Annotated in this window: 18 protein-coding genes; 8 read left to right on the top strand and 10 right to left on the bottom strand. The window is 72.2% G+C overall.

The features are described from left to right. Positions 1-44 precede the first annotated feature (44 nt). Positions 45-1,715: a GMC oxidoreductase gene (locus J5X75_RS10200; RefSeq protein ID WP_208467084.1), complete on the top strand. Its 1,671-nt coding sequence runs from the start codon at positions 45-47 to the stop codon at positions 1,713-1,715. Next, positions 1,712-3,157, top strand: coding sequence for a flavin-containing monooxygenase (locus J5X75_RS10205; protein WP_208467085.1), 1,446 nt, complete (start codon positions 1,712-1,714; stop codon positions 3,155-3,157). Before J5X75_RS10200 ends, J5X75_RS10205 begins: the two co-directional genes overlap by 4 nt. Here J5X75_RS10205 and J5X75_RS10210 read toward each other — a convergent pair. The 8 genes from J5X75_RS10210 to J5X75_RS10245 form a co-directional block, all read right to left on the bottom strand. Further along, positions 3,140-3,673: a DUF6346 domain-containing protein gene (locus J5X75_RS10210; RefSeq protein WP_208467086.1), complete on the bottom strand. Its 534-nt coding sequence runs from the start codon at positions 3,671-3,673 to the stop codon at positions 3,140-3,142. The two genes, J5X75_RS10205 and J5X75_RS10210, sit on opposite strands and share 18 nt — an antisense overlap. Positions 3,674-3,736: 63 nt before the next feature. Continuing rightward, positions 3,737-4,726, bottom strand: coding sequence for a hypothetical protein (locus tag J5X75_RS10215; protein WP_208467087.1), 990 nt, complete (start codon positions 4,724-4,726; stop codon positions 3,737-3,739). After that, on the bottom strand, positions 4,723-5,043 hold the full coding sequence (locus tag J5X75_RS10220; protein WP_208467088.1) for a hypothetical protein: 321 nt from the start codon (positions 5,041-5,043) through the stop codon (positions 4,723-4,725). The genes J5X75_RS10215 and J5X75_RS10220 overlap by 4 nt, the downstream gene beginning before the upstream one ends. Then, complete coding sequence (locus J5X75_RS10225; protein WP_208467089.1) at positions 5,043-5,420, bottom strand: YbaB/EbfC family nucleoid-associated protein; 378 nt, start codon at positions 5,418-5,420, stop codon at positions 5,043-5,045. Before J5X75_RS10225 ends, J5X75_RS10220 begins: the two co-directional genes overlap by 1 nt. Before the next feature lie 151 nt (positions 5,421-5,571). Further along, the gene (locus tag J5X75_RS10230; protein WP_208467090.1) at positions 5,572-6,777 is read right to left on the bottom strand and encodes a globin domain-containing protein; all 1,206 of its coding nucleotides are present in this window, start codon (positions 6,775-6,777) and stop codon (positions 5,572-5,574) included. Between the two features lie 14 nt (positions 6,778-6,791). Further along, positions 6,792-7,229, bottom strand: a complete 438-nt coding sequence (locus J5X75_RS10235) for an RrF2 family transcriptional regulator (RefSeq protein ID WP_208467091.1) — start codon at positions 7,227-7,229, stop codon at positions 6,792-6,794. 87 nt (positions 7,230-7,316) lie between these two features. Next, positions 7,317-8,738, bottom strand: coding sequence for a glycoside hydrolase family 43 protein (locus J5X75_RS10240; RefSeq protein ID WP_208467092.1), 1,422 nt, complete (start codon positions 8,736-8,738; stop codon positions 7,317-7,319). A 10-nt stretch (positions 8,739-8,748) separates the two neighbouring features. Further along, complete coding sequence (locus J5X75_RS10245; protein WP_208467093.1) at positions 8,749-11,238, bottom strand: alpha-L-arabinofuranosidase family protein; 2,490 nt, start codon at positions 11,236-11,238, stop codon at positions 8,749-8,751. Between the two features lie 300 nt (positions 11,239-11,538). Here J5X75_RS10245 and J5X75_RS10250 point away from each other — a divergent pair, with 300 nt between their 5' ends. The 4 genes from J5X75_RS10250 (at position 11,539) to J5X75_RS10265 (ending at position 16,789) form a co-directional block, all read left to right on the top strand. Then, complete coding sequence (locus tag J5X75_RS10250) at positions 11,539-13,635, top strand: PhoX family protein (protein ID WP_208467094.1); 2,097 nt, start codon at positions 11,539-11,541, stop codon at positions 13,633-13,635. Between the two features lie 77 nt (positions 13,636-13,712). Further along, complete coding sequence (locus J5X75_RS10255; RefSeq protein ID WP_208467095.1) at positions 13,713-14,216, top strand: hypothetical protein; 504 nt, start codon at positions 13,713-13,715, stop codon at positions 14,214-14,216. A gap of 116 nt (positions 14,217-14,332) precedes the next feature. Then, positions 14,333-15,832, top strand: a complete 1,500-nt coding sequence (locus J5X75_RS10260) for a glycosyltransferase family 39 protein (protein WP_208467096.1) — start codon at positions 14,333-14,335, stop codon at positions 15,830-15,832. A gap of 18 nt (positions 15,833-15,850) precedes the next feature. Next, the gene (locus tag J5X75_RS10265; RefSeq protein WP_208467097.1) at positions 15,851-16,789 is read left to right on the top strand and encodes an NAD(P)-dependent oxidoreductase; all 939 of its coding nucleotides are present in this window, start codon (positions 15,851-15,853) and stop codon (positions 16,787-16,789) included. Here J5X75_RS10265 and J5X75_RS10270 read toward each other — a convergent pair. Continuing rightward, entirely contained in the window at positions 16,766-17,371 is a 606-nt protein-coding gene (locus tag J5X75_RS10270; RefSeq protein ID WP_208467098.1) for a helix-turn-helix domain-containing protein, read from the bottom strand. The two genes, J5X75_RS10265 and J5X75_RS10270, sit on opposite strands and share 24 nt — an antisense overlap. Before the next feature lie 73 nt (positions 17,372-17,444). Here J5X75_RS10270 and J5X75_RS45905 point away from each other — a divergent pair, with 73 nt between their 5' ends. Both J5X75_RS45905 and J5X75_RS10280 read left to right on the top strand, forming a co-directional pair. Further along, entirely contained in the window at positions 17,445-19,019 is a 1,575-nt protein-coding gene (locus J5X75_RS45905; RefSeq protein WP_208467099.1) for a bifunctional NAD(P)/FAD-dependent oxidoreductase/class I SAM-dependent methyltransferase, read from the top strand. 109 nt (positions 19,020-19,128) lie between these two features. Then, a complete protein-coding gene (locus tag J5X75_RS10280) occupies positions 19,129-24,429 on the top strand; it encodes a DUF3320 domain-containing protein (RefSeq protein ID WP_208467100.1) in 5,301 nt (1,766 codons plus the stop codon). Here the strand turns inward: J5X75_RS10280 and J5X75_RS10285 are convergent. Beyond that, the gene (locus J5X75_RS10285; protein ID WP_208467101.1) at positions 24,419-24,937 is read right to left on the bottom strand and encodes a DUF6879 family protein; all 519 of its coding nucleotides are present in this window, start codon (positions 24,935-24,937) and stop codon (positions 24,419-24,421) included. The genes J5X75_RS10280 and J5X75_RS10285 overlap by 11 nt on opposite strands. Positions 24,938-24,988: the final 51 nt, after the last annotated feature.

The following is a 24,988-nucleotide window of genomic DNA, read 5'->3' on the forward strand; positions in this document are numbered from 1 at the left end:
ACCGGTTGTTGACATGTTGCCAATAAGGGTGTGATGGTACGGCGATGTCGTACGACTACGACGTCCTCGTCATCGGCTCCGGCTTCGGTGGCAGCGTGACCGCGCTGCGTCTCACCGAGAAGGGCTACCGCGTCGGCGTCCTCGAAGCCGGCCGCCGGTTCACCGACGAGCAGTTCGCCAAGACGTCCTGGCGGCTGCGCGACTACCTCTACGCGCCCGCGTTCGGCTGCTACGGCATCCTCCGGCTCACCCTGCTCCGGGACGTGATGATCATGTCGGGCGCCGGGGTCGGCGGTGGCTCCCTGGGCTACGCCAACACCCTGTACGAGCCGCCCGACGCCTTCTACGCCGACCCGCAGTGGTCCGGCATCACCGACTGGAAGGCCGAGCTGGCCCCCTACTACGAGCAGGCGAAACGCATGCTCGGCGTGACCGTGAACCCGGTCGAGACGGCCTCCGACCGGGCCCTGCGCGCGGTCGCCGACGACATGGGCGTGGGACACACCTACCGGCACACCCCGGTCGGCGTGCTCTTCGGCGACGAGCCGGGCGTCCCGGTGGCGGATCCGTTCTTCGGGGGCGCGGGACCGGACCGCCGCACCTGCACCCTCTGCGGCTCGTGCATGACCGGCTGCCGGGGCAACGCCAAGAACACCCTGGTCAAGAACTACCTCTACCTCGCCGAGCGGGCCGGCGCCGAGGTGCACCCGCTGACCACGGTGCGTGCCGTGCGCCCGCGCGACGGCGGCGGCTACCTGGTGGAGACCCGGCGCACCGGCGGGCTCGCGAAACGGACCTTCACCGCGGAGCAGGTCGTCTTCGCCGGTGGCGCCCTCGGCACCCAGCGCCTGCTGCACCGGATGCGGGACCGGGGACTGCTGCCGGACGTCTCCCCACGGCTGGGCGAGCTCAGCCGTACCAACTCGGAATCGATCCTCGGAGCGCGCACCCGCCGCACGGACCGCGACTTCAGTCACGGGGTCGCGATCACCTCCTCGATCCACCCGGATCCGGTCACCCACGTCGAACCGGTCCGGTACGGCCCCGGCAGCAACCTGCTGGCGCTGCTCGCCACGGCACTGGTCGACGAGGGCCGTCCACGCTGGTGGCAGGCCGTCACGACGATCGCGAAGGCGGGCCGGGACGCGCGGCTCTACCTCTCCCCGCGGAACTGGTCGAAGGAGACCGTGGTGCTGCTGGCCATGCAGCCGCTGGACAACTCGATCACCGTGCACACCAGGCGAGGGCTGTTCGGGCGGCGGATCACCAGCCGGCCGGGCATCGGCGAGCCGAACCCGGTGTGGGTGCCGGCCGCGCACGACGTGGCCCGCCGGGTCGCCGCCGAGGTGGACGGGGTGCCGACCGGCTCCTACACCGAACTGGTGGGACGGCCGGTCACCGGGCACTTCATCGGCGGCTGCGCGATCGGCGCGGATCCGTCCCAAGGGGTCGTCGACCCGTACCACCGGCTCTTCGGGCATCCCGGGCTGCACGTCATCGACGGGTCGGTGGTGGCCGCCAACCTGGGCGTCAACCCGTCCCTGACGATCACCGCCCTGGCCGAGCGGGCGGTGGCGCTGTGGCCGAACGCCGGCGAGCCGGATCCGCGGCCGTCGTCCGGGTTCGCGCCGGTGGAACCGGTGGCGCCCCGCGAACCCGTGGTGCCCGCGTCCGCCCCCGCCGCGCTGCGGCTCACCATCGGACGGCGGCCGTGACCCGGATCGCGATCGTCGGCGCCGGGTTCGGCGGGGTGGCGGTCGCCGCCGAGCTGCTCCGCGCCGGCTTCGACGACATCGTCCTGCTGGAGAAGGCGGACCGGGCCGGCGGCGTGTGGCGCGACAACACCTACCCGGGGTGCGCCTGTGACGTGCCGGCGCCGCTCTACTCCTACTCCCGCGCCCTGAACCCGGACTGGTCGCGCCGCTATCCGCCGCACGACGAGATCCTGGCCTACCTGCAACGGTGCGCCGACGAGTGGGGCGTCACGCCGCGGGTCCGTTTCGGCGCCGAGGTGGCCTCCGCCTCGTGGACCGGCGGCGGCTGGGAGATCCTTCTTTCCGACGGGGATTCGGTACGGGCGGACGTGCTGATCCCGGCCGTCGGTCAACTGTCCCGCCCGTCGATCCCGGCGCTGCCCGGCGCGGAGAGCTTCGCGGGCGTCGCCGTGCACACCGCACACTGGACCCCGGACGTCCCGGTCCAGGGCAGCCGGGTCGCGGTCGTCGGCACCGGCGCCAGCGCCATCCAGCTCGTCCCCGCGATCGCCGGAACCGCCGCCCACGTCACCGTCTTCCAGCGCACCGCGCCGTGGACACTGCCCAAACCCGACCGTCGCTACGGACGCCTGCGGAAGGCCGCCTACCGCCGGATCCCGTCGCTGATGCTGCTGTCCCGCGCCGCCACCTGGGGCCTCACCCTCGTCCCGGGCGCCGCCCTGACCGGCAACCGGGTGGTCGACGCCCTGATCCGCGGCTACTCGTGGAGTCAGCGCCGCTGGCAGATCCGTGACCCGGAGCTGCGCGCCAAGGTGACCCCGGACGAGCCGCTGGGCTGCAAGCGGGTGCTGTTCACGAACGCCTGGCTGCCCGCCCTCGCCCGCCCCGACGTCGACCTGGTCACCGAGAAGATCGTCGCGGTCACCCCCGGCGGCGTCCGCACCGCCGACGGCGTCGACCACCCCTGCGACGTGCTGGTCTACGGCACCGGCTTCGCCGCCACCGAGTTCCTGGTCCCGATCCGGGTCACCGGCCGCGACGGCGTCGTGCTCGCCGACGAGTGGCGGGACGGGGCGCACGCGTACCTGGGTCTCGCGGTGCCCGGCTTCCCCAACATGTTCCTGGTCTACGGCCCGAACACCAACACCGGCAACACCTCGGTGATCTACTTCCACGAGGCCCAGGCCGGGTGGATCACGCAGGCCGTCCGGCGGGTCGCGGCAGGCGACGATCTGGAGGTACGCCCGGAGGTCGCGGCCGCCTACGACACCGAGATCCAGTCCCGGCTGGCGGGTTCGGTGTGGACGGCGTGCCAGAGCTGGTACCGCACCGCCGCCGGCCGCGTCGTCGCCAACTGGCCGGGCAAGGCCACCGAATACCGCCGCCGAACCACCACCCTCAACCGTTCCGACTTCCTCCCCGGCTCACTTCCGGTGGAGTAGCAGGCTGATCATGATGCCGATGATCAGAAGCGGTAGCCCTCCGATGATCCCGACGGCCACACCGATCCACGTGAGCCAGGGCCGGGCGGGCGTGTCCTCGCGAGCGAGCTTCACACGGTACTTCTCGGTGCCCAGATAGCCGACACGGACCTGTCGGCCCACGTCGGTCGCGGTGAAGTCGCCGTCGTTGATCAGCCGGGTAGCCGTTCCGTCGTCCCAGCGGATCGTGACCCGGCAGCTGTCCCAGTAGCCGAAGCCCTGGTTGGTGATCGGACCATGTTCGGTGCATGAACCGACAGTCGCCCAGCCGACACGTTCGGCGTCGCCGAAATCCCGGCCGGCCAATCTGACGAAGGTGATGCCGGTGCCGACGAGCATCAAACTCACCAGGACGATTCCGGTCAGCAGCGCGGTGGTGCGGAGCGCGCCGCCCTTGCGCCGGTCGACGACCGTGGTCGCCGGGTCCGAGTCGGCGGCCTCCCATTCGGCCAGCTCACGTTCGGCCTCGGCCTCCATGGCCTTGATTTTGGCTCGCTGCCTGGCGAAACGTTCATCGTGGCTGCCCATGGTGCTCCTGCCTCAGGACGGAGGTCCGATAGGAGTCGGATCGGGGTTTCCCTTGGGAATATTGTCGAGGGTCGAACCGGTGTTCTGCGCGGTGTTCGACTCGGCCGCGGCGCGGCCGGTGTTGATGGCCACCTGATGTGGAGCGCCGTAGACGCGGAAGTCGCCCAGGAAGAGTGTGCCGGCACCCTTGATCGGACCGGACCAACCCTCCCGCATCTTTTCCGCAGCTTCAGACCGATGAGCAACGAGGCGTAGAACGTTGTCGTTGGCCTTGTGAATCTGCTTGAGCAGTACCGACATCAGCTTCATGGCTCTGCCCGCGTCCCTGATCCCGTCGAAGAGACGTCTCAGCACGCCGAGAATCGTTCTGCTCGTGTTGAAAGCCAGGTCCGCGACCTTGAGAAGAGCGGCGGGCATCATCACCCCGGTGACGGCTTGAAGGCCTATGGAGATCAGCGAGCCGGCGAATTGGCAGAGGATGTCCCGGATCGTATTTCGAACGACGCCCACCAGAGTTCCCAGCCCGTAGGTGAGCTTGCCCATTCCGTCCGCGATCTTGCCCATCGCCTGGATGGTCAAGGCCTGGTCATGAGCACGCCGTCGATATGCCTCCGCCGCTTCCGCCGCCCACACCGCGGTGGTCTTCTCGGCCTCCGCCACGAGGAGGTCGGCGGCCTCATAGATCCGGCTCTCGATCCTCTTCCAGCTCTCGGCGTGACCCTCGATGGCCTTGGGATTGCCCAACAGCTTGTCGAATGGCTCACGGATTGCGGACACGTGCTCCAACAACCATCCGAGGCCCGCGGAGAACACCATCTGTAGCGGGTCTGTGATCGCCCCGACCGTGCCGAGTGTGGTCGCGAGAAGATTCCCGCCGAAGCCACCCCAATCCCGGTTGGCGAATCCCTCCACCATCCCGCTGGCCGACTCGAAGATGCCGGCACCCTCGTAGACCTTCCGGTCGGCGTCCGGCGCGATCAGGGCCTCGTAGCCGCTGTTCATCGCTCCGGCTCCCGGAAAGCCAGGAGGTGGGCGGCCTCGTGGTCGGTGAGGCTGATATCGACGGTCAGCGCGCGGAGCAGATTAGCAAGATGTGACGTCGCGTCGGTTCCCGTTCGCATCCGCAGGCTGACATCCTCCTGCGCCGTGTTGAGAATCGGCAGGATCAGCTTGCTGGGCCATTCTCCGTAAACCTCGTCGTGCTGATCAAGATGGGCGCATGCCGCCGTCACCTCGTCAAGAATGTCGGCGATCTCGTCCACTTCGGCTGCGTGGCTGGTCACGGCCTCCACGTTCAGGCGGAGTTCGGGTTCGGCCATCACCGATCACGCTCCCCGGGAGCGGTGGGGAACTGTTCGGCGTAGGACTCGGCGACGAAGGCGGTGGTGGGGGAGTCGGAACCGTAGATGCCGGCGACCAGGTCGGTCATCTGTTCGGCCAGGCGGGACTGTGCCCGGCGGCAGGTGCTCAGGATGAGACGTGCCAACTCGTCGGGGGTCAGGCGCAGGGCGTCGCCGGTCAGGCGGAGGTCGCTCAGACTTCCGGCGTGGTCGACGGTCACGGTGACGTCGCCGTGCGCGGACTGGACGGTGGCGTCGACCCGCTTCATCCGGCGGCTGAGTTCCAGGGTGGCCTCGGTCTGCCGCTGGACGCGCCACTGCCAGTCGGCGAGCAGCTCCTCCGGGTCCTGTGGCATGGCTTCCCTCCCCGTCGGACATGTACCGGTCGTCCTGGTACACACCCGCGAGCGGGAACGGGTTCATCACGCTGCCCCAGCAGAAAGCCGATCTTGGACGTTGGCCCACCTGGAGCGGTGGTCGATCGTCCAAGATCGGCTCAAAGCCTGGTCAGGCGGGGACCGGGGCCGGGCGCCACTGTTCGGAGCCGAACACCTCGTACCGGATGCGTTCGTCCGGGATGCCGCGCCGGTGCAGGCCGGCCCGGACGGTCTGCATGAACGGCGCCGGGCCGCACAGGTACACCTCGGCGTCCGGGTGCACCGGGATCCGGTCGGTGTCGATCAGGCCGGTGTGCGTGCCGGTGTGGCCGCCCTGCTCGTACCAGACGACCTCGCGGAACGAGCGGAGCCGGGCGCCGCTGCTGAGCATGTCGCCGCGCAGCGGGTGGCGGCCCGGGTCGCGGTCGGCGTGCACGACGGTCACCTCGCGGGTCGGCTGGGTCCGGGCCGTCTGTTCCAGGATCGCGGCCATCGGGGTGATCCCGACCCCGGCGCTGACCAGCAGCAACGGGGCGTCGCCGGGGCGCAGGACGAGGTCGCCGTACGGTTGGCTGATCCGCAGCCGGTCGCCGGCGCCGACCTGGTCGTGCAGGAACGCGGAGACCACGCCGTCCGGGGCGCCGCCGCGGCCGCGGACCCGCCGGACGGTGATCCGCAGGGTGCCGCCGGTCGGGGCCTGGGACAGGGAGTACTGCCGCAGTTGGCGGCCGGCGCCGGGCAGGTCGACGGCGACCGTCACGTACTGCCCGGGGTGGTAGGCGGGGGCGGCCCGCAGGTCGGCCGGGACCAGGACGAAGGAGACCGTGTCGTGGGCCTCCTCGATCTTGTTGGCGACCGCGTAGGACCGCCACGGGTCGGCGCCGTCCACCCCGGCCTCGGCGTAGAGGCGCGCCTCCCGGCCGATCAGCTGGGCCGCGAACAGCCAGTACACCTCGTCCCACGCGGCGGCGATCTCCGGCGTGACGGCGTCGCCGAGCACGGTGCCGACGGCGCGCAGCAGGTAGCGGCCGACCATCGTGTACTGCTCGGGGCGGATGCCGAGGGCGCAGTGCCGGTGCGCGATCCGGTCCACCACATGCTCGAACGCCACACCGGACGGTCCGGCGCCGATGAGGTGTGCGGCGTACGCCGCGACCGCCCCGGAGAGCGCGCCGCGCTGCTCGCCGGTGGCCTGTGCGCTGCGGCTGAACAGGTTCAGCAGCTCCGGGTTCTCCCCGATCATCGTCTGGTAGAAGACGGTGGTGATGGCTTCGAGGTGCTCGCCGACGACCGGGAGCGTCGCCTCGACGACCGGGGCGCTGGATGCGGACAGCATGAGGGGTCTCCTCTTCACTGGGGAGATCGGCCGAGGGTCAGGAGCACCTGCCGGACCGGGGGAGCGGCCAGGTCGCCGATCGTGATGGGGTCGAGCGAGGCGTAGAACGCCTCCTGTGCGACTCGCAGCGCGCCCCGGAGCCGGCAGCCGCCGCTGAGCGGACAACCCGGCTCGCCCTCGCAGTCGACGACCTCGGTCTCGCCTTCGAGGTCGCGGACCAGCCCGCCGATGGAGGCGCCGGCCGCGCCGGTGGCGAGCCGGACGCCGCCGCCCCGGCCGCGCACGGTGTCGAGCAGGCCGAGGTGGTGCAGCCGCTGGACCACCTTGGCGAGGTGGTTGCGGGGGACCGCCACCGAGTCGGCCAGCACGTCGATGGTGAGCAGGTCGTCCGGCCGGGCGGCGGCGAGCATCAGGACGCGGAGGCCGATGTCGGTGGAGCGATTCAGTCGCACGTGCCGACCGTACTAAAACAGGTATTTGAAAGTCCTGTTTTTGAGCCGTAGATCACGGAGGGGGTGGACCCCCTCCGTGATCAGGGACTAGCTGAGCTGGAAGACCGTCGCCTTCGCGGCGACCGTGATCTGCCCGCCCCGGTGCTGGAGGTACCGGCCGGGCGCGACCCGGATCGTGACGCCGCCCTTGGCCGCGATCCGGGTGACCGGGGTGCCGGTGGCGCCCAGCCCGACGGTCGTGCCGCTGACCAGGAGGAATTTCGTGGGCTGGTCGACCGGCTGGATCGTCTCGGTGCCGTCCGTCCCGGCCACGAACCGGAACTGGGTCGGCTCCAGCTCGTGCGGCGCGTGCGCGGCCCGGATCACGTCGTCCTCGTGCTTGACGAACGAGCGCGGCGCGTCGGACGGCGACAGGCGCACGATCGGCCCGCCCGACCCGACCGGGATGCCGAACAGCGGCGTCCCGTCCTCGTGCCAGTAGAGCTTCTGCACCCGGGTGTGCCGGTTCGGGTCGTAGAGGGGGTCGCCGACGATCTGCCGGTAGTCGCGGGCGTGGTAGACCAGCACGTCGGTCTCCCCGTCCTCGGCCACCGTGAACGAGTTGTGCCCGGGACCGAAGCGGGAGGTCTCCTCGTTGGAGACGAAGATCGGGTCCGGGTGTTTCGTCCAGCTGGAGCGCGACAGCAGGTCCGACGAGGCGGGCGCGCTGAGCAGGCCCATGCAGTAGTTGGCGTCGGTGGCGCTGGCCGAGAAGGTGATGAAGACCTTGCCGTTGCGGATCAGCACGGCCGGGCCCTCGTTCACCCGGTAGCCGATGATCTCCCAGCTCCTGGTGGGCGTGGTGATCCGGGTCGGCTTGGTCTTGAACGTCCACGGGTTCGCCATCTCGGCGATGTAGAGGCTCGTGTTGACCGCGATCTCCGGCTCGCTCTGGGCCCACACCAGGTACTGCCGCCCGCGGTGGGTGAAGCTGGTGGCGTCCAGGGTGAAGCCGTCCCACTCGGTGATCAGCTGCCCCTTGAGGGTCCAGCCGGCCGGGTCGCGCGGGTCGTCGAGGGCGGACTCCATCACGTACGTCCGGATCCGGAAGACGTTCCCGGCGTCACCGGCGGCGAAGTAGATGTACCACTTCCCACCGATCCGGTGCAGTTCCGGCGCCCAGATGTGGCCGCCCATGGTGCCGCTGGTGGGGCGGCGCCAGATGACGGTCTCCTCGGCGTCGGCGAGGCCGGCGATGGTGGTGGCGCCGCGCACGACCAGGCGGTCGTACTCCGGCACCGAGCCGGTGAAGTAGTACATGCCGCCGACCGGCCTGGTGATGAAGGGGTCGGCGCGCCGGCTGATCAGCGGGTCGATGGTGGGCACTCCGTAGATGGCGGCGTCATCGGGCAGCGGGCCGGGCTGCGGGGCGCCTTCCGCGCCGCTCGCGGCGAGCGCGCCGAGGGCTCCGGCGCCGGCCACCCCGAGAGAACCCCGCAGCAGGGTACGGCGATGCAGTGCGAACGTCATGTCCACGTCCTTATCGGGTCTTGATCCGGAGGAAGGTGACCGAGTTCGCCGGGAACTCGCGGGTGAACGTCGAGGCGATACCGCTGACGGTGCTGGTGACCGGCAGGATCGGCTCGGCCGAGCGGGTGTTCTGCTCGCCCGGGTCACCGGTGATCACGGTCTGCTTCGCGGTGCGGGCCACCTTGCGCCCACCCAGGTCGATCTTCGTGACGGCCGGGGTGTCCTGCGCGTTGACGACCTTGACGATCAGCTCGCCGGTCCTCGTGTCCTCCGTGACGACCTGGGCGAACGGCTCGGTGACGGCGTTGTCGTCGAACGAGCCCCACTCCACGCCGTCCAGGAACAGGGTGACCTTCGTACCCCGTACCGAAATCTTCAGGTCGTAGGTCTTGCCCGTGGTCACGCTGTTGGGCTTGGTGAGGATCTGCTCCTTGGCGGAGGTGATCCCCTTCTCGATGGCGCCCTGGGTGTTGTTCCAGCCGCCCAGGTTCCACCAGTAGAACTGGCCGGTCTCCTGGATGCCGAACGCGACCAGGAAGCCCTCCGCGCCGGCCGTCTTGGTGGCCTTCAGCGTGTAGTCGTAGTCGGTCGCGCTGATCGTCGCGCCCTTGACCATGGTGTCCTCGGTGTCCGTGGTCGTCTGGGTGTAGGCGCCGTTGGTCACCGCCCAGGCGCCGCGGTTGGTCACCGAGGTCCAGCCGTCCGCGTTGCCGTCGTTGAAGTCGTCGCTGAACAGCACGGCGCCGTCCGGGCTGGTGACCTTGACGTCGTCGTAGGTCGCGGCGGTCCGCCAGGTGGAGAGCCCGACGGCGCCGGTGATCGGCTTGGGCTGCGCCACGGCGCCGGTCGTGGTGGTCGGGACGACCCGGTCGCCGACGTTGTTCATGAACAGCTTCTGCACCTGGTAGCTGGTGGAGCCCCACGACTCGTCGTTGTCGAACCAGATCATGTCCGGCTTCCACTGCACGTTGTCGATGTTGGCGAGCAGCGGCGCGTAGGACGCCATCCGGACCACGTCGGCGTTGCGCTCGAGGCCGGTCATGTAGGCGGCCTCGGCCAGCGAGTTGAACAGCTTGTTGTCCAGCGACGCGTATTCGCCCAGGAAGACCTGGGGGCCGCTCCGGTCGTACGCGTCATATCGTTTGTTGTTCTGCAGGAACCACGACGGGCTGTTGTAGTAGTGCTCGTCGACCATGTCCGAGCCGTGCGCCCGGTTCTTGGCCCACAGGTTCTCGAACGTCGAACCCTGGTCGTCCGGGCCGGAGTTGCCGACCACCGTGATGTCCGGGTGTTTCGCCTTGATCGCGGACTCGAACCTGAGGAAGTTCGCCCAGTACTCCTCGGGCAGGTTCTCCTCGTTGCCGATGGCGAGCGTGGTGAGGCCGAACGGCTTCGGGTGGCCCATGTCGGCGCGCAGCCCGCCCCACGTGGTGGTGGTCGCGCCGTTGGCGAACTCGATCAGGTCCAGGGCGTCCTGGATGTGCTGCTGGAGCAGCGCCTCGTCCACCGTGGCCCGGTTCTGGCCGCAACCGGTGACCAGGGCCGGCAGCACCGGCAGCGGCATGGCGCCGATGTCCTCGGAGAACTGGAAGTACTCGTAGTAGCCGAGGCCGTAGGTCTGGTTGTAGCCCCAGAAGTTCTTGTTGGTGGCCCGCGTCTCGACCGGCCCGACGGTGTCCTTCCACTGGTAGGACCGGGCGCGCGGGTAGTTGTTGGCGGCCGTGTACGGGTACATGCTGCCGGTGTTGACGAGGCAGCCGCCCGGGAAGCGGACGAAGCCCGGCTCCAGCGCCGCGATCTTCTCGGCCAGATCCTTGCGCAGGCCGTTCGCCCGGCCCTTGTAGGTCTCCCGCGGGAACAGCGAGATCTCGTCGAGCCGCGCGCTTCCGGAGGCCTTCACCGAGAGCCGGGCCACGTCGCTGGTCGCGGTCGCCTTCAGCGTGCCCGTGTACCTCGTCCACGTGTCACCGGCGACCGGGAGTGTCAAGGGCGCGGCCAGTGCCGTTCCGTCGGCCGTGTGCAGGCTGACCTCCAGCGAGGCGGCGGCGTCCGCCCGAGCCCAGACCGAGAAGTCGTATTTATCGGACTTCTTGAGGGCGAGGCCGGTGTTGTAGCCGGAGTTGGTCAATCCGGCCGCGCCGGTGACACGCAGATAGTTGCGGTTGCGGTCGTTCAGCCGCTGGTCGTCGTCGACCACGGCGGCCGAGCCGGTGGCGGTCCACGCGGTCAGTCCGTGGTAGCCGGACGCGTCGGTGCCGTTGAACTCGAACGAGCGGTTGCGGACCAGTTCGGCGTAGAGACCGCCGTCGGCGGCGTAGTTGATGTCCTCGAAGAAGACGCCGTACATCGACCGGGGGATGGCGGCTCCGGTCGCGTCCGGGTTCACCGTGATGGTGTAGTCCGGTTCGACCGCCACGGCGGCGACCGGCGGGGCGACCGCGAGCGGGAGCGAGACCAGTACGGCGGCCGCGCCCACGAGACGGTAGGGGATTCGGGGCATGAAGAGTCCTCCGGTGCGGATCGCAACGGTTTCGGAAGTGTTTCCGCTATAGGGGCTCCGCAATGTGTACGCAAACATCGACAGGACTGTCAAGACTTGACAGTCCTCGGATTTCAGCGCTGCAAAGGCGGAGGAAGTGATCTTGTTAGCGTTAACCTCGGTCGTGGTGCACGATGGAGGTTCATTCCTCGTTCACCTGGGTGGCACCGGTCCGGGGTGGTAGCCGTACACCTGGGCTTCCTAGCGTCCGGGCAGCCCGTCACCGAGCACGGTGACGTGAGACCGAGGAGAACAGAACCGATGCCCGACCTCAACCGCCGCCTGCTTCCGCTGCTGGGACACAGCGGTGGCAGTCGCGACGCGATGACCTGTCTGTACCGCTGCGGCAACGCGTGCGACCACCCCGTGCCGAACCAGTCGGCCAACCCCTACCTCGGAGACGTCGTCGACGCCGAGATGAGCCGCCGCGGCGTGATCCGGGCCGGCGCCGTCGGAGCGATGGTGCTCGGCTTCGGTGGCCCGGCGCTCGCCCCGGCCGGCCCCGCCGCGGCCGCCGCGACCACCCCGGCCGCGGCCGCCCACCACGGCCGGGCCGGCCGGCTCACCTTCGAGACGGTCGCCCCGAACACTTTGGACCGGGTGACCGTCCCGGCCGGGTACCAGTCGTCCGTGGTGATCCGCTGGGGCGACCCGGTCGAGCCCGGCGCGCCCGCGTTCGACGTCGACAAGCAGACGGCGGCCGCCCAGTCGAAGCAGTTCGGCTACAACAACGACTTCGTCGGCGTGATCCCGGTCCCCGGTGACCGGGACCGGGCGCTGCTCGTGGTCAACCACGAGTACACCAACGAGGACCTGATGTTCCGTGGCTTCACCACCATGGACGCCCTCACCGTCGAGCAACTCAGGATCGCCATCGCCGCGCACGGCCTGTCCGTGGTCGAGATCGAGCGGGTCGGCCGCACCGGCCGGTGGAAGCCCGCCAAGAGCCGCCGACCACGCTGGAACCGCCGGATCACGGCGCTCGCGACCGAGTTCCGGCTGACCGGCCCGGTGGCCGGATCGGCGCTGGTCAGAACCGCCGCCGACCCGTCCGGCCGGATCGTCGTCGGCACGCTGAACAACTGCGCCGGCGGCGTCACCCCGTGGGGCACCGTGCTCTCCGGCGAGGAGAACTTCAACCAGTACTTCGTCGGCGGTGACGCGGTGGCGGCCGACGTCAAGCCGAAGCTCAACCGGTACGGCATCACCACCACCGCCCGCTACCCGAGCGGCAGCCGCAAGTGGGACCGGGCCCAGGAGCGCTTCGACCTGGCCCTGCACCCGAACGAGGCGAACCGGTTCGGCTGGATCGTCGAGGTCGACCCGTTCGACCCCACGGGCCGTCCGCGCAAGCACACCGCCATGGGCCGCTTCAAGCACGAGGGCGCCAATGTCATCGTCGCGCGCAACGGCCGGGTCGTCGCGTACATGGGTGACGACGAGCGGTTCGACTACCTGTACAAGTTCGTCTCGGACAAGAAGTACATCGACAGCGACGCGCCGTGGGCCCGCAAGCACAACCTCACCCTGCTGGAGTCGGGCACGCTCTACGTCGCCAAGGTGACCGGTGACAGCGACCCGGCCGAGATCGACGGCACCGGCAGACCGCCCGCCGACGGCAGGTTCGACGGCCGGGGCGAGTGGATCAAGCTGGTGTCCGGCACCACGTCGTACGTGCCCGGTATGACCGCGATCGACGTGCTCACCTTCACCCGCCTGGCGGGCGACGCGGTCGGCGCCACCAAGATGGACCGTCCCGAGGACGTCCAGCCCAGCCCGCGGACCGGCAAGATCTACGCGGCGATGACCAACAACACCAACCGCGGTACCGGCGCCAACGCCAAGGCGGACGAGGCCAACCCGCGCAACGCCAACAAGCACGGCCACATCTTCGAGATCACCGAGGACCGGGGCGACCACACCGGCGCCACCTTCACCTGGCAGCTGCCGATCGTGTGCGGCGACCCGGCCGCGGCCGACACCTACTTCGGCGGGTACGACAAGGCGGCGGTCTCCCCCATCTCCTGCCCGGACAACGTCGCCTTCGACAGCGCCGGCAACCTCTGGATCTCGACCGACGGCAACGCGCTGGGCGGCAACGACGGTCTCTTCGCGACGCCGGTCGAGGGCCGGGAGCGGGGCCACCTGCGCCAGTTCCTCACCGTGCCGAAGGGCGCCGAGACCTGCGGCCCCTTCATCACCGCCGACGACCGCTCGGTGTTCGTGGCGGTCCAGCACCCCGGCGAGATCACCGGCGCCTCGGTGGACGAGCCCGCCTCGGTCTGGCCGGACGGCGACTTCGCCAAGCCCGGCGTCGTGGTGACCTGGCGTACGGACGGCGGCCCGGTCGGCAGCTGATCCACCGAGCGCCACCCGGACGGCCGCGGCGTGCCACGCCGCGGCCGTTCTGGCGTCCCCTTCCTACAGTGATCTTCGTGAACGCGTTCGAGGCCGCCGCCCGGCGCCCGCTCCCCGCTCTTCTGGCCGCACTGCTGGTCGCGGTGTTCACCGGCGTGGCGCCGCGGACGTTCGGACCGCCGGTGCTCTGGTCGCTGCTGCTGCTCGGCACGATCGTCCTGGCATTGTTCCTGTGCGTGCTGGGGATCCTGCTGCGCGACCGGTCCGGCGTCCCGCTGGTGCCGACCGGGGAGACGGCGTCGGCGGCCGCTGGTCGATCCCGTCCGTCCGCCTGCGCCGCGCGAGCGGCCGTACCGTCCTGGTGCCGACCCGGTACCCCGACCGGCTGGCCACGATCATCCGGGAGTACGCCGCGGACCCGGGCCGCCGGGCCGCCATCGGCACTGTGGGGGAATCAGCCCGAATCCGCCGGTGACGTCCCCCATTCACGCCATCATCGGAAGGTGATCATCACGGGCCGGCCCGGGCTCCCATGGTTACCGAAGGCGCGTTGCCCACGACTCAAAAGGGCGACGAAGTGATCCGTACGGTCCCGGCAGGCGTGTTCCTAAGCGTTCAGGGGCCGTAACACCTGCGGGGGTGACAGGTTTTGACCGAGACGCCGACCACGACGAGGCCGGACGTTTCCGATCCGCGCGTGGCGCCGCGCCCGGCGGCCGCGGACGACGTCCGGGGTCCCGGGCGACGCCGGCCGCGGGTGGCCGCGTGGCTGCTGCGGATCCTGCCGGCCGCGGTGCCCGGCGCGCTGATGCTCGGCATCGCCCTGATCCAGGCCGGCCGGCCCACGCTCAGCTGGGACGAGGTCACGTCCGCGGAGATGGCCTCCCGGTCGGTGCCGCAGATCCTCGACACGATGCCGAACATCGACGCCGTCTTCGGCTTCTACTATCTGCTGCTGCACTGGTGGACCGGGCTGGCCGGCACCGGCGAGGTGGCCCTGCGGCTGCCCTCGATCGTGGCCATGGCGGCCGGTGTGGCGGTCGCCGCCGAGCTGGGCAGGCGCCTGTTCACCCCGCTGGCCGGGCTGGTCGCCGGACTGATCCTGTGCGTCGTGCCGAACACCTCCCGGTACGCGGCCGAGGCCCGCCCGTACGCCTTCGCCTGTCTCTTCTCGGTCCTGGCGCTGCTGATGCTGGTCGAGGCGATCCGGCGCGGTGGCGCGTACCGGTGGATCGCCTACGGCCTGAGCGTGCTGATGCTGGGTCTCTTCCACCTGGTCGCCCTGACCACCCTGGTGGCGCACGCCGCCCTGGTCGCCCTGCAACCCGGCGGGAGGCGCCGCGAGCGCGCCCTGGTCTGGGGCGGCACGGTGCTGGCCGCCCTGGTGCCGCTCACCCCGATCGCCTGGCTGGGCCTGCGCCAGCAGGACACCCAGCTGCACTGGGTCGAGCCGATCACCCTGCGCGGGATCGGCGGCATGCCGGCCGGGATCGCCGGCTCCCGGGAGGTGGCCTGGTTCCTGATCGGCATGGTGGCGCTGGTCTCCTGGCGGCCGCTGCGCCGCCTGGTCCCGGTCGCGCTGCTCGCCGTCGGCCCGCTGGCCGTCCTGGCCGCCGTGTCGTACCTGGCCTCGCCCATGTGGGTGGCCCGCTACCTGCTGGTGGTGCTGGCCCCGATGGCGATCCTGGCGGCGGTCGCGCTGACCGGCGGCCGGGACGGCTGGGCCCGGTTCACCGTGACCCGGGTGGTGACGGTGCTGCTGGTGCTCGCCGCGATGGCGGTGCCGGGACAGCGGGCGGTCCGCGCCCCGACCGCGAAGAACGGGCCGGACTACCGGACCATCGCGACGATCATCGGCCGGGAGGCGCGGCCCGGGGACGTGGTGGTCTACCCGGCCCGGAACCGGGCGATCCGGGCCGGCACGGACCACTACCTGGCCGGCGAGCCGGTCGTCCCGGCCGACCCGCTGGTCCGGGTCCCGTCGGCGCGGACCGGCACCCTGATCGCCGAGGAGTACCCGGACAGCGCCGCCCGGGTGGCCGGCGCCCGCCGTGTCTGGCTGGTCCTCGGGGACCGGACCACCGACCCGCTCCGGATCCGGCCGGAACTGCGCGTGATGCTGACCGAGGACTACCGCCAGGTCGATCTCTGGCAGCCCAAGCGGGCCACCGTCGCCCTCTACGAACTGCGGGGCTGAGCTGGCAGGCTGAGCGCCATGAAGGTTCTGCTGCCCGACACCATCCCCCTCGACCCGGAACTGCCCTCCGGCGTGACCACCGCGGTCTACGACGTGCGCCGCCCGGTGCCCGACGAGCACACCGACGCCGAGGTGCTGGTGGTGTGGGCCAACACGCCGCAGAACCTGTCCGACGCGGCCCAGCGGCTCAAGGCGGTCCGCTGGGTGCAGACGCTCGCCGCCGGGCCGGACGCCGTGCTGGCCGCCGGATTCGCCGCCGACGTGGTGGTCACCGCGGGGCTGGGGCTGCACGACCGGACCGTCGCCGAGCACACGCTGGGCCTGGTGCTGGCCGCCGCCCGGCGGCTCAACCGGCTGGTCCGGGCGCAGATCGGCCGCCGCTGGGCGGGCGAGTGGGGCGGCCCGCAACCGGTGGACGAGCCGGGCGCCTTCCGTACGCTGCGCGACGCGAACGTGGTGATCTGGGGATTCGGCGGGATCGCGGCGAGGCTGGCCCCGCTGCTGGCGGCGCTGGGCGCGCACGTGACCGGGGTGGCCCGCCACGCGGGCGTCCGGCACGGCTTCCCGGTCGTCACCGGCGCCGCCCTGCCGGGCCTGCTGCCGGAGACCGACCTGCTGATCAACATCCTGCCGGCCACGCGGGAGACGGCCGGCGTGCTGAACGCCGCGATCCTGGACCGGCTGCCCGCGCACGCCTGGGTGGTGAACGTCGGCCGCGGCGCCACCCTGGACGAGGAGGCGCTGCTCGCCGCGATCCGGGCCGGGCGGCTCGGCGGGGCGGCCCTGGACGTCTTCGCCGAGGAACCGCTGCCGGTCGCCTCCGGCCTGTGGGACGAACCTGACGTGATCATCACTCCGCACGCCGCCGGCGGCCGCCCGGAGGGGGCGTCCGCGCTGCTCGGCGAGAACCTGGCGGCCTATCGCTCCGGTGGCTCACTGCGCAACATCGTCTCCTGACCCGTGGGTCGAGCGGGCGCGCACGTGCACCCGCTCACCCTGCGGCCCGAAGATGTTGAGCACCTCGGCCGGCTCCGGGCCGGGGTTGAGGATGGCGTGCGGCAACCGGGTGTCGAACTCGGCCGCCTCGCCCGGGGTCAGCACCAGGTCGTGGTCGCCGAGCAGCAGCCGGACCCGCCCGGACAGCACGTAGAGCCACTCGTAGCCCTCGTGGGTCTGCTGTTCCACCCCGCACGCCCCCGGTTCGGGCGGCAGGATCTGCTTGAAGGCCTGCAACCCGCCCGGCCGGCGGCTGAGCGGGACGTACGTGCGCCCGCCGCGCCGGATCGGCCGGGCCCGGACCCGGGGGTCGCCGGTCTCCGGCGCGTCCACCAGCTCGTCGAGGGTGACCTGGTACGCCTCGGCCAGCGGCAGCAGCAGCTCCAGCGTGGGGCGGCGGCTGCCCGACTCGAGGCGGGACAGCGTGCTCACCGAGATCCCGGTGGTCTCGGCCAGCCGGGTGAGCGTGATCTCCCGCCGCCGGCGCAGCTCGCGTAACCGGGGCCCGACGGCGGCGAGCGCGGACTCCAGGTCTTTTGCCATAACAGCAACATTAGTTGCCGGTGTGCCGCAGCGTTGGGCACGGTGAGCGGGAGAGGCGAGAGAGGAGTACGCCGTGGAGGAGCAGACGTACGACGTCGTGGTGATCGGCGGCGGCGCGGCCGGACTGAGCGGGGCCCTGGCCCTGGCCCGTTCGCGGCGGTCGGTGCTCGTGGTCGACAGTGCGGAGCCGCGCAACGCCCCGGCCGCGCACATGCACAACTACCTGGGCCGTGACGGCACACCCCCGGCCGAGCTGCTGGCCGCCGGCCGGGCCGAGGTCATCGGCTACGGCGCCGAACTGCTGACCGGCCGCGCCGCGTCGGCGGTCCGTGACGGCGACGGGTTCCGGGTGGCGATCGACGACGGCCGGCTGGTCCGCGGGCGGCGGCTGCTGGTCACCACCGGCCTGGTCGACGAGCTGCCGGACATCCCGGGGCTGGCCGGGCGGTGGGGCCGCGACGTGGTGCACTGCCCGTACTGCCACGGGTGGGAGCTGCGGGAACAGCGGATCGGCGTGCTGGCGACCGGACCGCTGAGCCTGCTCCAGGCGCAGATGTGGCGCCAGCTCAGCCCGCACGTGCTGATCCTGCTCAACGGCCAGGCCGAGCCCGGCGCCGAGCAGGCCGAGGAACTCGCCGCCCGGGGCATCCCGGTGGTGGCCGGCGAGGTGGTGGGCGTGCAGGTGTCCGCGGACCGGATGACCGGGGTGCGGCTGGCGTCCGGTGAGACGGTCGCGGTGGACGCGCTGGTGGCCGGGCCCCGGTTCACCGCCCGCGGCGGGGTGCTGGAGTCGCTGGACCTGACGGCCGAGCCGTTCGAGATGCACGGGCACGTGCTGGGCAGCCGGATCCCGGCCGACGAGACCGGGGCGACCCGGGTGCCCGGCGTGTGGGTGGCCGGGAACGTGACGAACCTGGGCGCGACCGTCGTGGTGGCCGCCGCGGCCGGGCAGACCGCCGCCGCCGCGATCAACATGGACCTGATCGCCGAGGACACCCGGCGGGCGGTGGACGCCTACCGGGAGCGGATCTCCACCATGTTCACCGAGGAGGCGTGGGAGCAGCGCTACCGCGGTAAGGACGCGATCTGGAGCGGGCGGCCCAACCCGCAACTGGTCGCCGAGGTGCCCGGGCTGACCCCGGGACGTGCCCTGGACGTGGGCTGCGGCGAGGGCGCCGACACGGTGTGGCTCGCCGAACACGGCTGGGAGGTGACCGGCGTGGACATCTCGACGGTCGCCCTGGAGCGCGCCGCCGGGCACGCGGCCGCGGCCGGGGTGGCCGAGCGGGTCACGTTCCGGCACGCGGACCTGCGCGCCGACCCGCCGGGAGAGGCATACGACCTGGTGTCCGCCCAGTTCATGCACCTGCCGCCGGAGGAGCGCCGCGAGCTGTACGCCCGGCTGGCCGCCGCCGTGGCCCCGGGCGGCACCCTGCTGGTGGTCGGCCACCACCCGTCCGACCTGGCCACCTTCGCCCGGCACCACTTCCCGGACATGCTGTTCACCGCCGAGGAGATCGCCGCGGAACTCGACCCGCAGGCGTGGAAGGTGCTCACCGCCGAGGCCCGCCCCCGGACGGCGACCGACCCGGACGGCCGCGTGATCACCGTCCGGGACGCGGTCCTGGTGGCGCGGCGTCAGGGCTGAGGCGGACAGCGGCCGCGGTCCGGGGCGCTTGTCCGAGTTTTCCGGGCCGAGTTCCGGCTAACCGGGCGAATCGCCAGCACGGCTGCGGCCGCCTTGCTGCAATGAGCACATGCGGCCGGACGATGACGAACGACACCCCGATCCGGGCGAGGACGCCCGGGCGGCGCTCGTGGCCTGGCGGGAGGGGCTCGTCGATCCCGGCGGCGCCGACCGCCTCCTCGACCTGCCCCGCGGCGGCGCCGACCTGGTGGAGATCGTCTCCCCGAACCCGGCCGGCGTCGTCGAGGCGCTGCGCCACGGTCGCGACTGCACCCTGTCCGGGGCCGGCGCCGGGACGAAGGACGGCGGTCTGCGTACCGAGCTGCCGGACGGGGTGCTGCGGCCGTTGCTGCGCCGCCTGCGCCGGCAGACCCGGCTGGAACGGGCCGACCGCGGGGTGGACGTGCTCCACCTGGCCGCCGGGCTGCTGCACTGGCAGGACGACGACGGCGCCGGCCACGCCAGCCCGCTGCTGCTGATCCCGGTCGACCTGGTCGCCCTCGGCCCGGGCGAGGTGCCCCGGCTGCGCGCCGGCAGCGGCGACCCGCTGGTCAACCCGGCCCTCACCGCCCGGCTCGCCCGGCTCGGCATCACCCTGCCGGAGAGCGGCGACCTGGCCGGCGTGGACATCGCGGCGCTCACCGCCGAGGTCGCCGCCGCCGGCGCGCGACGGCCCGGCTGGCGCACCGCCGACCTGGCCGTGCTCGGCCGCTTCGACCCGGCCATCGAGGCGATCCGCCGCGACCTGACCGAGAACGAGGACCGGATCCTCGCCCACCCGGTGGTCCGCGCGCTGGCCACCGCCGACGGCGTCGAGAACACGTTCACCTTCGCCCCGCTCACCCCGGACGAGATCGAGGTGCTCGCCCCGCCCGACGACGTGCCGCTCGTGCTGGACGCCGACGCCGAACAGCGCGCCTGCGTGGCCGCCGCCTGCGAGGGCCACAGCTTCGTCGTCGACGGCCCGCCCGGCACCGGCAAGTCGCAGACCATCGCCAACATGGTCGGCGCCCTCGCCCACGCCGGGAAACGGGTGCTGGTCGTCTCCGAGAAGGCGTCCGCCCTGACCAGCGTCCAGCACCGGCTGGCCGACACCGGGCTCGGCAACTACCTGCTCGACCTGCACGGCGACCGGGTGTCGCGCCGGCAGGTCGCGGCCACGCTGTCCGCCGCCCTGGAAGCGGACCCGCTGCCCGGCACACCGATGAGCGACGAGGCACGCCAGGATCTGCGGGACCGGCGGGAGCGGCTCAACGCGTACGCCGAAGCCGTCAACGAGATCCGCCACCCGCTCGGCCGCAGCCTGTACGAGGTGGCCGGCCGATTCGCCCGGCTGGCCGGCCTGCCGGAGGCGCCGGCCCCGGCCCTGCCGGCCGCCACCCTGACCGACGAGGTCCTGGACCGGATCCGCGACGCCGCGCACCGCCTGGCCGGCGCCTGGCGGCCCGCCACCGAGCGCAGCGGCTTCCGCTGGCGTGAGGTCGCCGAACGCGAACCGCTCGGCGAGACGCTGCTGGAGGCCCAGCTCGCCCTGGAGGAACTGGAGGGCGCCGTGGCGGTGAACGCGCCCATCGCCGCCGCCTTCCACCTGCGGCTGCCGACCGACGCGGCCACCCTCGGGGAGATCGCCGAGCACGCCGCGCAGCGCCCGCCCGGCGTCGCCGACCAGTGGCTCATGGCGAACACCCTGCGTACCGTCCGGACCGCCGCCGAGGAACTCGCCCAGCATCTCGACGTGACCCGCCGGGTCGCCGAGGCGGTCCGCCACCGGGCCGGTGTCGGCTGGGAGACCCTGGCCGTCCCGATGGACCTGGACGCCCTGCCCGAGCCGCCCCGCCTGAACCCGCCCGCGGTCCGGCTCGAACCGCTCACCGCGGACGAGGCCAAGGCGCTGGCCGGCCGGTTCGCCGCGGACGCCGACGAGCTGGAGCACCAGCAGCGGAACCTGGACCGGGCCACCGTCCGGCTCGGCCTGCCGGACGTGGTCACCTTCTCCGACGTCGAACTGGTGCACCTGGTCGCCGAGCTGGGCGGCCGCCCGGACAAGCCGGAGAAGGCGTGGTTCGCCCCGGGCGCCCAGTCCGCCGTGCACAACGCCGCGAGCACGTTGCGGCTGCACATCGACGCGGTGGCCGCGGCCCGTGCCGCCGCGCAGGAGATCTTCACCGCCGCGGTGCTCACCGAACCGGTCGAGGACCTCGCCGAACGGTTCGCCACCGTGCACCGCGGCGCCCGCAAGCTGCTCGCCCCGCACCGGCGCGACCGGGAGACGGTGGCCGGGTTCACCCAGCCGGATGTCACCGTCGACGAGGCGGTCGCCGAACTAGGGCTGGCGGTCGCCTGGCGCCGCGCCCACGAGGGCCTGATCGCCGCCGAGAGGCAGCATGCCGGCCTGCTCGGGCGCTTCTGGAACCGGTCCGACACCGACTTCCCGGCGATCGGCCGGGCCCTCCAGACGGCCGGTGAGGTGCTGCGGGTCACCCCGCCCGAGGCGCTGCCCGCGGTGATCGACTACGTCTGCGCGGTGCACCCGGCGGACGACCTGGTCCGCGCCGTCACCGAGGCCCGTGACGTGTTCCGGTACTGGCGGGGCACCCTGCGGCCGGAACCCGACCCGGCCGCGCGGCCGGAACTCGGCCACGGCCCGGTGCACGACGCCATCGCCTGGCTGCGCGCCCAGGTGGCGCCACTGCGCGACCTCGCCGCGATCCTGGGACAGCTCGGCGACGCCGTCGGCCGCGACCTCAACGGCGCCGAGGCGGCCGGGATCATCGAGGTGCGGCAGAACGCGATCGACGCCGAGAACGCGTTCACCGCCGCGTCCCGGTCCTTCGAGACCACCCTGGGGCCGGTGTTCCGGGGACGGCAGACCGACCTGCGCGCCCTCGAGGACGCCATCGAGTGGACGGCGCACGCCCGTACGCTGCGCACCGGCATCGACTCCGCGCTCACCGCCGAACAGGCCGAGGCGCTGACCTCGGGCCGCCCGGTCCCCGACCTGACCCCGGCGATCACGGCGTGGCAGCAGGCCCGGCAGCGCGTCCTGGACGCCTTCGGCCCGGCCCGGCAGGTCCGGCTCGGCACCACCCTGGACCGCTACGAGACCGCCGGCGACCTGCTGCGCGACCTGCTCGACGACGACACCGGCCAGCAGGAGTGGTTCCGGTACCTGGAGGCTCGCGCGGTCCTCGCCGAGTACGGGCTGGACACCGTCATCGACTTCTGCGCCGACCACGCGGTGGACGTACAGCGGCTCGGCGACGTGCTGGAACGCAGCGCCTACCGGGCGTGGACCGACCACGTCCTGGCCGAGGACGAGCGGTTCCACCCGCTCGCCGCCGTCGTACGCGACGAGCTGGCCGCCGGATTCCGCCGCCTGGACACCGAGCTGCTCACCGACGCGGCCGAAGCGGTCATCGAGGTGCTCGACCGGCGGCGGCCGGAGGTCGCCGGCGGGGACGGCGCCGCGCTGATCCGGGCCGAGGGCCTCAAGAACGACGGCCACCTCCCGGTACGCGACCTGCTCGCCGGCGCCTGGGACACGGTCACCGCCCTCAAGCCGTGCCTGGTCATGCCGCCCGCCGAGGTGAGCCGCCTGCTGCCGGCCGAGGCGTCCTTCGACGTCGTGGTGATCGACGAGGCGTCCCGGATGACGCCGGCGGCCGCGGTTGCCTGCGCCTACCGGGGAACGTCCCTGGTGATCGTCGGCGACGACGCCCAGCTGCCACCGGCCGGCGACCAGCCGTCGGTGCTGGTGGTGGCGAACGACTGCGGCGCGTTCACCCGGCTCGCCCTCACCTGGCACTACCGCAGCCGGCACGAGAGCCTGATCGCCTTCGCCAACCAGGCCTTCTACCAGGGCCGGCTGAACACCTTCCCGAGCCCGCACCCGTCCGGCGCGGACCTCGGCGTCCAGCTGCACCCGGCCGCCGGTACGAGCGAGGCCGCCCTGGTCGCCGAACGGGTCCTGCACCACCTCACCACCCGGCCGTCGCTGTCGCTGGGTGTCGTGACGCTGACCGCCGGCCACGCCGACGAGATCGCCGACGCCGTGGAGGCCGAACTGGCCGGGCGCCCCGACCTGGAAAGCTCCCTCGGCGACTTCGTGGTCGAGGCCGCCGAGACGGCACAGGGCGACGAACGCGACGTGATCATCCTGTCCACCGGCCCGAGCCTGGACGCGGCCGGCGGCCCCGCCGGCGCCCGGCGGCTCGCGGTCGCCGTCACCCGGGCCCGGCACCGGGTCGAGGTGGTGTCGGCGATCGGCGCCGGGGACCGTGAGGAACCCGCCGGCGAGGGGGAACGCCGGCTGGCCGCCTACCTCGACTACGCCGAGCGCGGCGGGCCGGCGCCCACCGAGCAGGAGCCCACCCCGCTCGAGGAGTCGATCCGGGAGACTTTGGAGAACTGGGGCTACCCGGTGCACGTGCGGTCCGGCACGGGCCGCCACCGGGTCGAGATCGGGGTACGCCACCCGGACGACACCCGCGAGTCGTACGCCCTCGGCGTGCGCTGCGACGGCCCCGGCTACCAGCTGTCCCCGGTCGCCCGGGACCGGGACCGCCTGCACGAGCAGGTGCTGCACGGCCTCGGCTGGCACCTGCACCGGATCTGGTCGGTCGCCTGGTACCACGACCGGGAGACCGAGGAGGCCCGGCTGCGCACGGCGGTGGAGAACGCCCTGGCCACCCCGGACGTCTTCGCCGAGACCGAGGACGAGACGCTGACCGCCCGCCCGGCGCAGCGGCCCGAGTGGGCGCTGCCCTACGAGCGCGCCGTGATCGAGCCGCTGCCGGCCACCACCCGCCTCGCCGACGCGGTGGCCCGGCAGTTGCTGATCGAGGCCGTCGAGCGGGTCGCCGAGGTGGAGGGCCCGGTGCACCTGGCCACGCTGACCCGGCGGATCCGCGAGGGCTGGGGCATCGCCCGCCTCACCCAGCCGATCAAGGCGGCGATCGAGAGGGCCGTCCGCGACTCCCGCGCCGGTTTCGACGGCACCTTCGTGACCGCCCCGGACGCGCCCATCCCGGCCGTACGGGTGCCCGCCGACGGGGTCGACCGCAAACCCGACCAGGTCGCCGACGCCGAGATCCAGCTGGCCCTGGAGTATCTGGTCCTCGACGCCGGCCTGGTCGAGGGGGAGGACCTGCTGGCCGCGGCCGGGCGGCTGTTCGGCTGGAGCGGCAACCGGGCGGGCGCGGCCCGGCTCGCGGCGATGCTCGACGACCTGGTCGAGGCGGACCGGCTGATCGCCCACCGCAACGGGCTGATCGCCGCCCCGGCGAGCGACCTGCTCGACCTGCCCGACCCGGCGATGCTGCCGCGCCGGGAGGAGGGCGGCCGGCCGGTGTGGAGCGAGGTCAACCTTTGACGTAGTCGTCGTGCGGGGTCCCGGCGGTCCACAGGGTCGTCCGGGTCCGCGCGCAGTGCCGGACGATCGCCGGATCCTCGGTGAGCGCGCCCCCGGCGAAGCCGCCGTCCGGTCCGAACAGGGTGAACACCACCCGGCGGTCGTCGAACAGCCAGAAGTCGTCGAAGGCGACCGCCAGCCCGCCCGCCTCCGGCCGGGGCAGCCAGCGGATGTCCTCGCCGGCCTCGACGTTGAACCCGGAGATGCTCAGCAGCCACCGCGTGTAGTCCAGGTGCGGCACCGGCACGACCCGCAGCCGCCGGACGCTGCGGCCCGCGTCGGTGACCTCCCGGACCAGCTCCAGCCACGGCCGCTGCCAGCCCAGATCATCCGGTTCGCCGTCGAGGAACCGCTGGAACGGCGCCGACTCCTCCCGTGTGTGATAGACGTCCTGGACCTCCAGGTGGAACGCCGTCCGTTCGAAGGACCGGAACAGCCCGTCGAACGCGTCACCCCGCAGCAGCCGCATGCGACCCACCTTGACCACAGTGGACGAGACCGGTCCAGTCCGCCCGTGACG

Source organism: Actinoplanes flavus (assembly GCF_017592555.1).
GTDB lineage: Bacteria > Actinomycetota > Actinomycetes > Mycobacteriales > Micromonosporaceae > Actinoplanes > Actinoplanes flavus.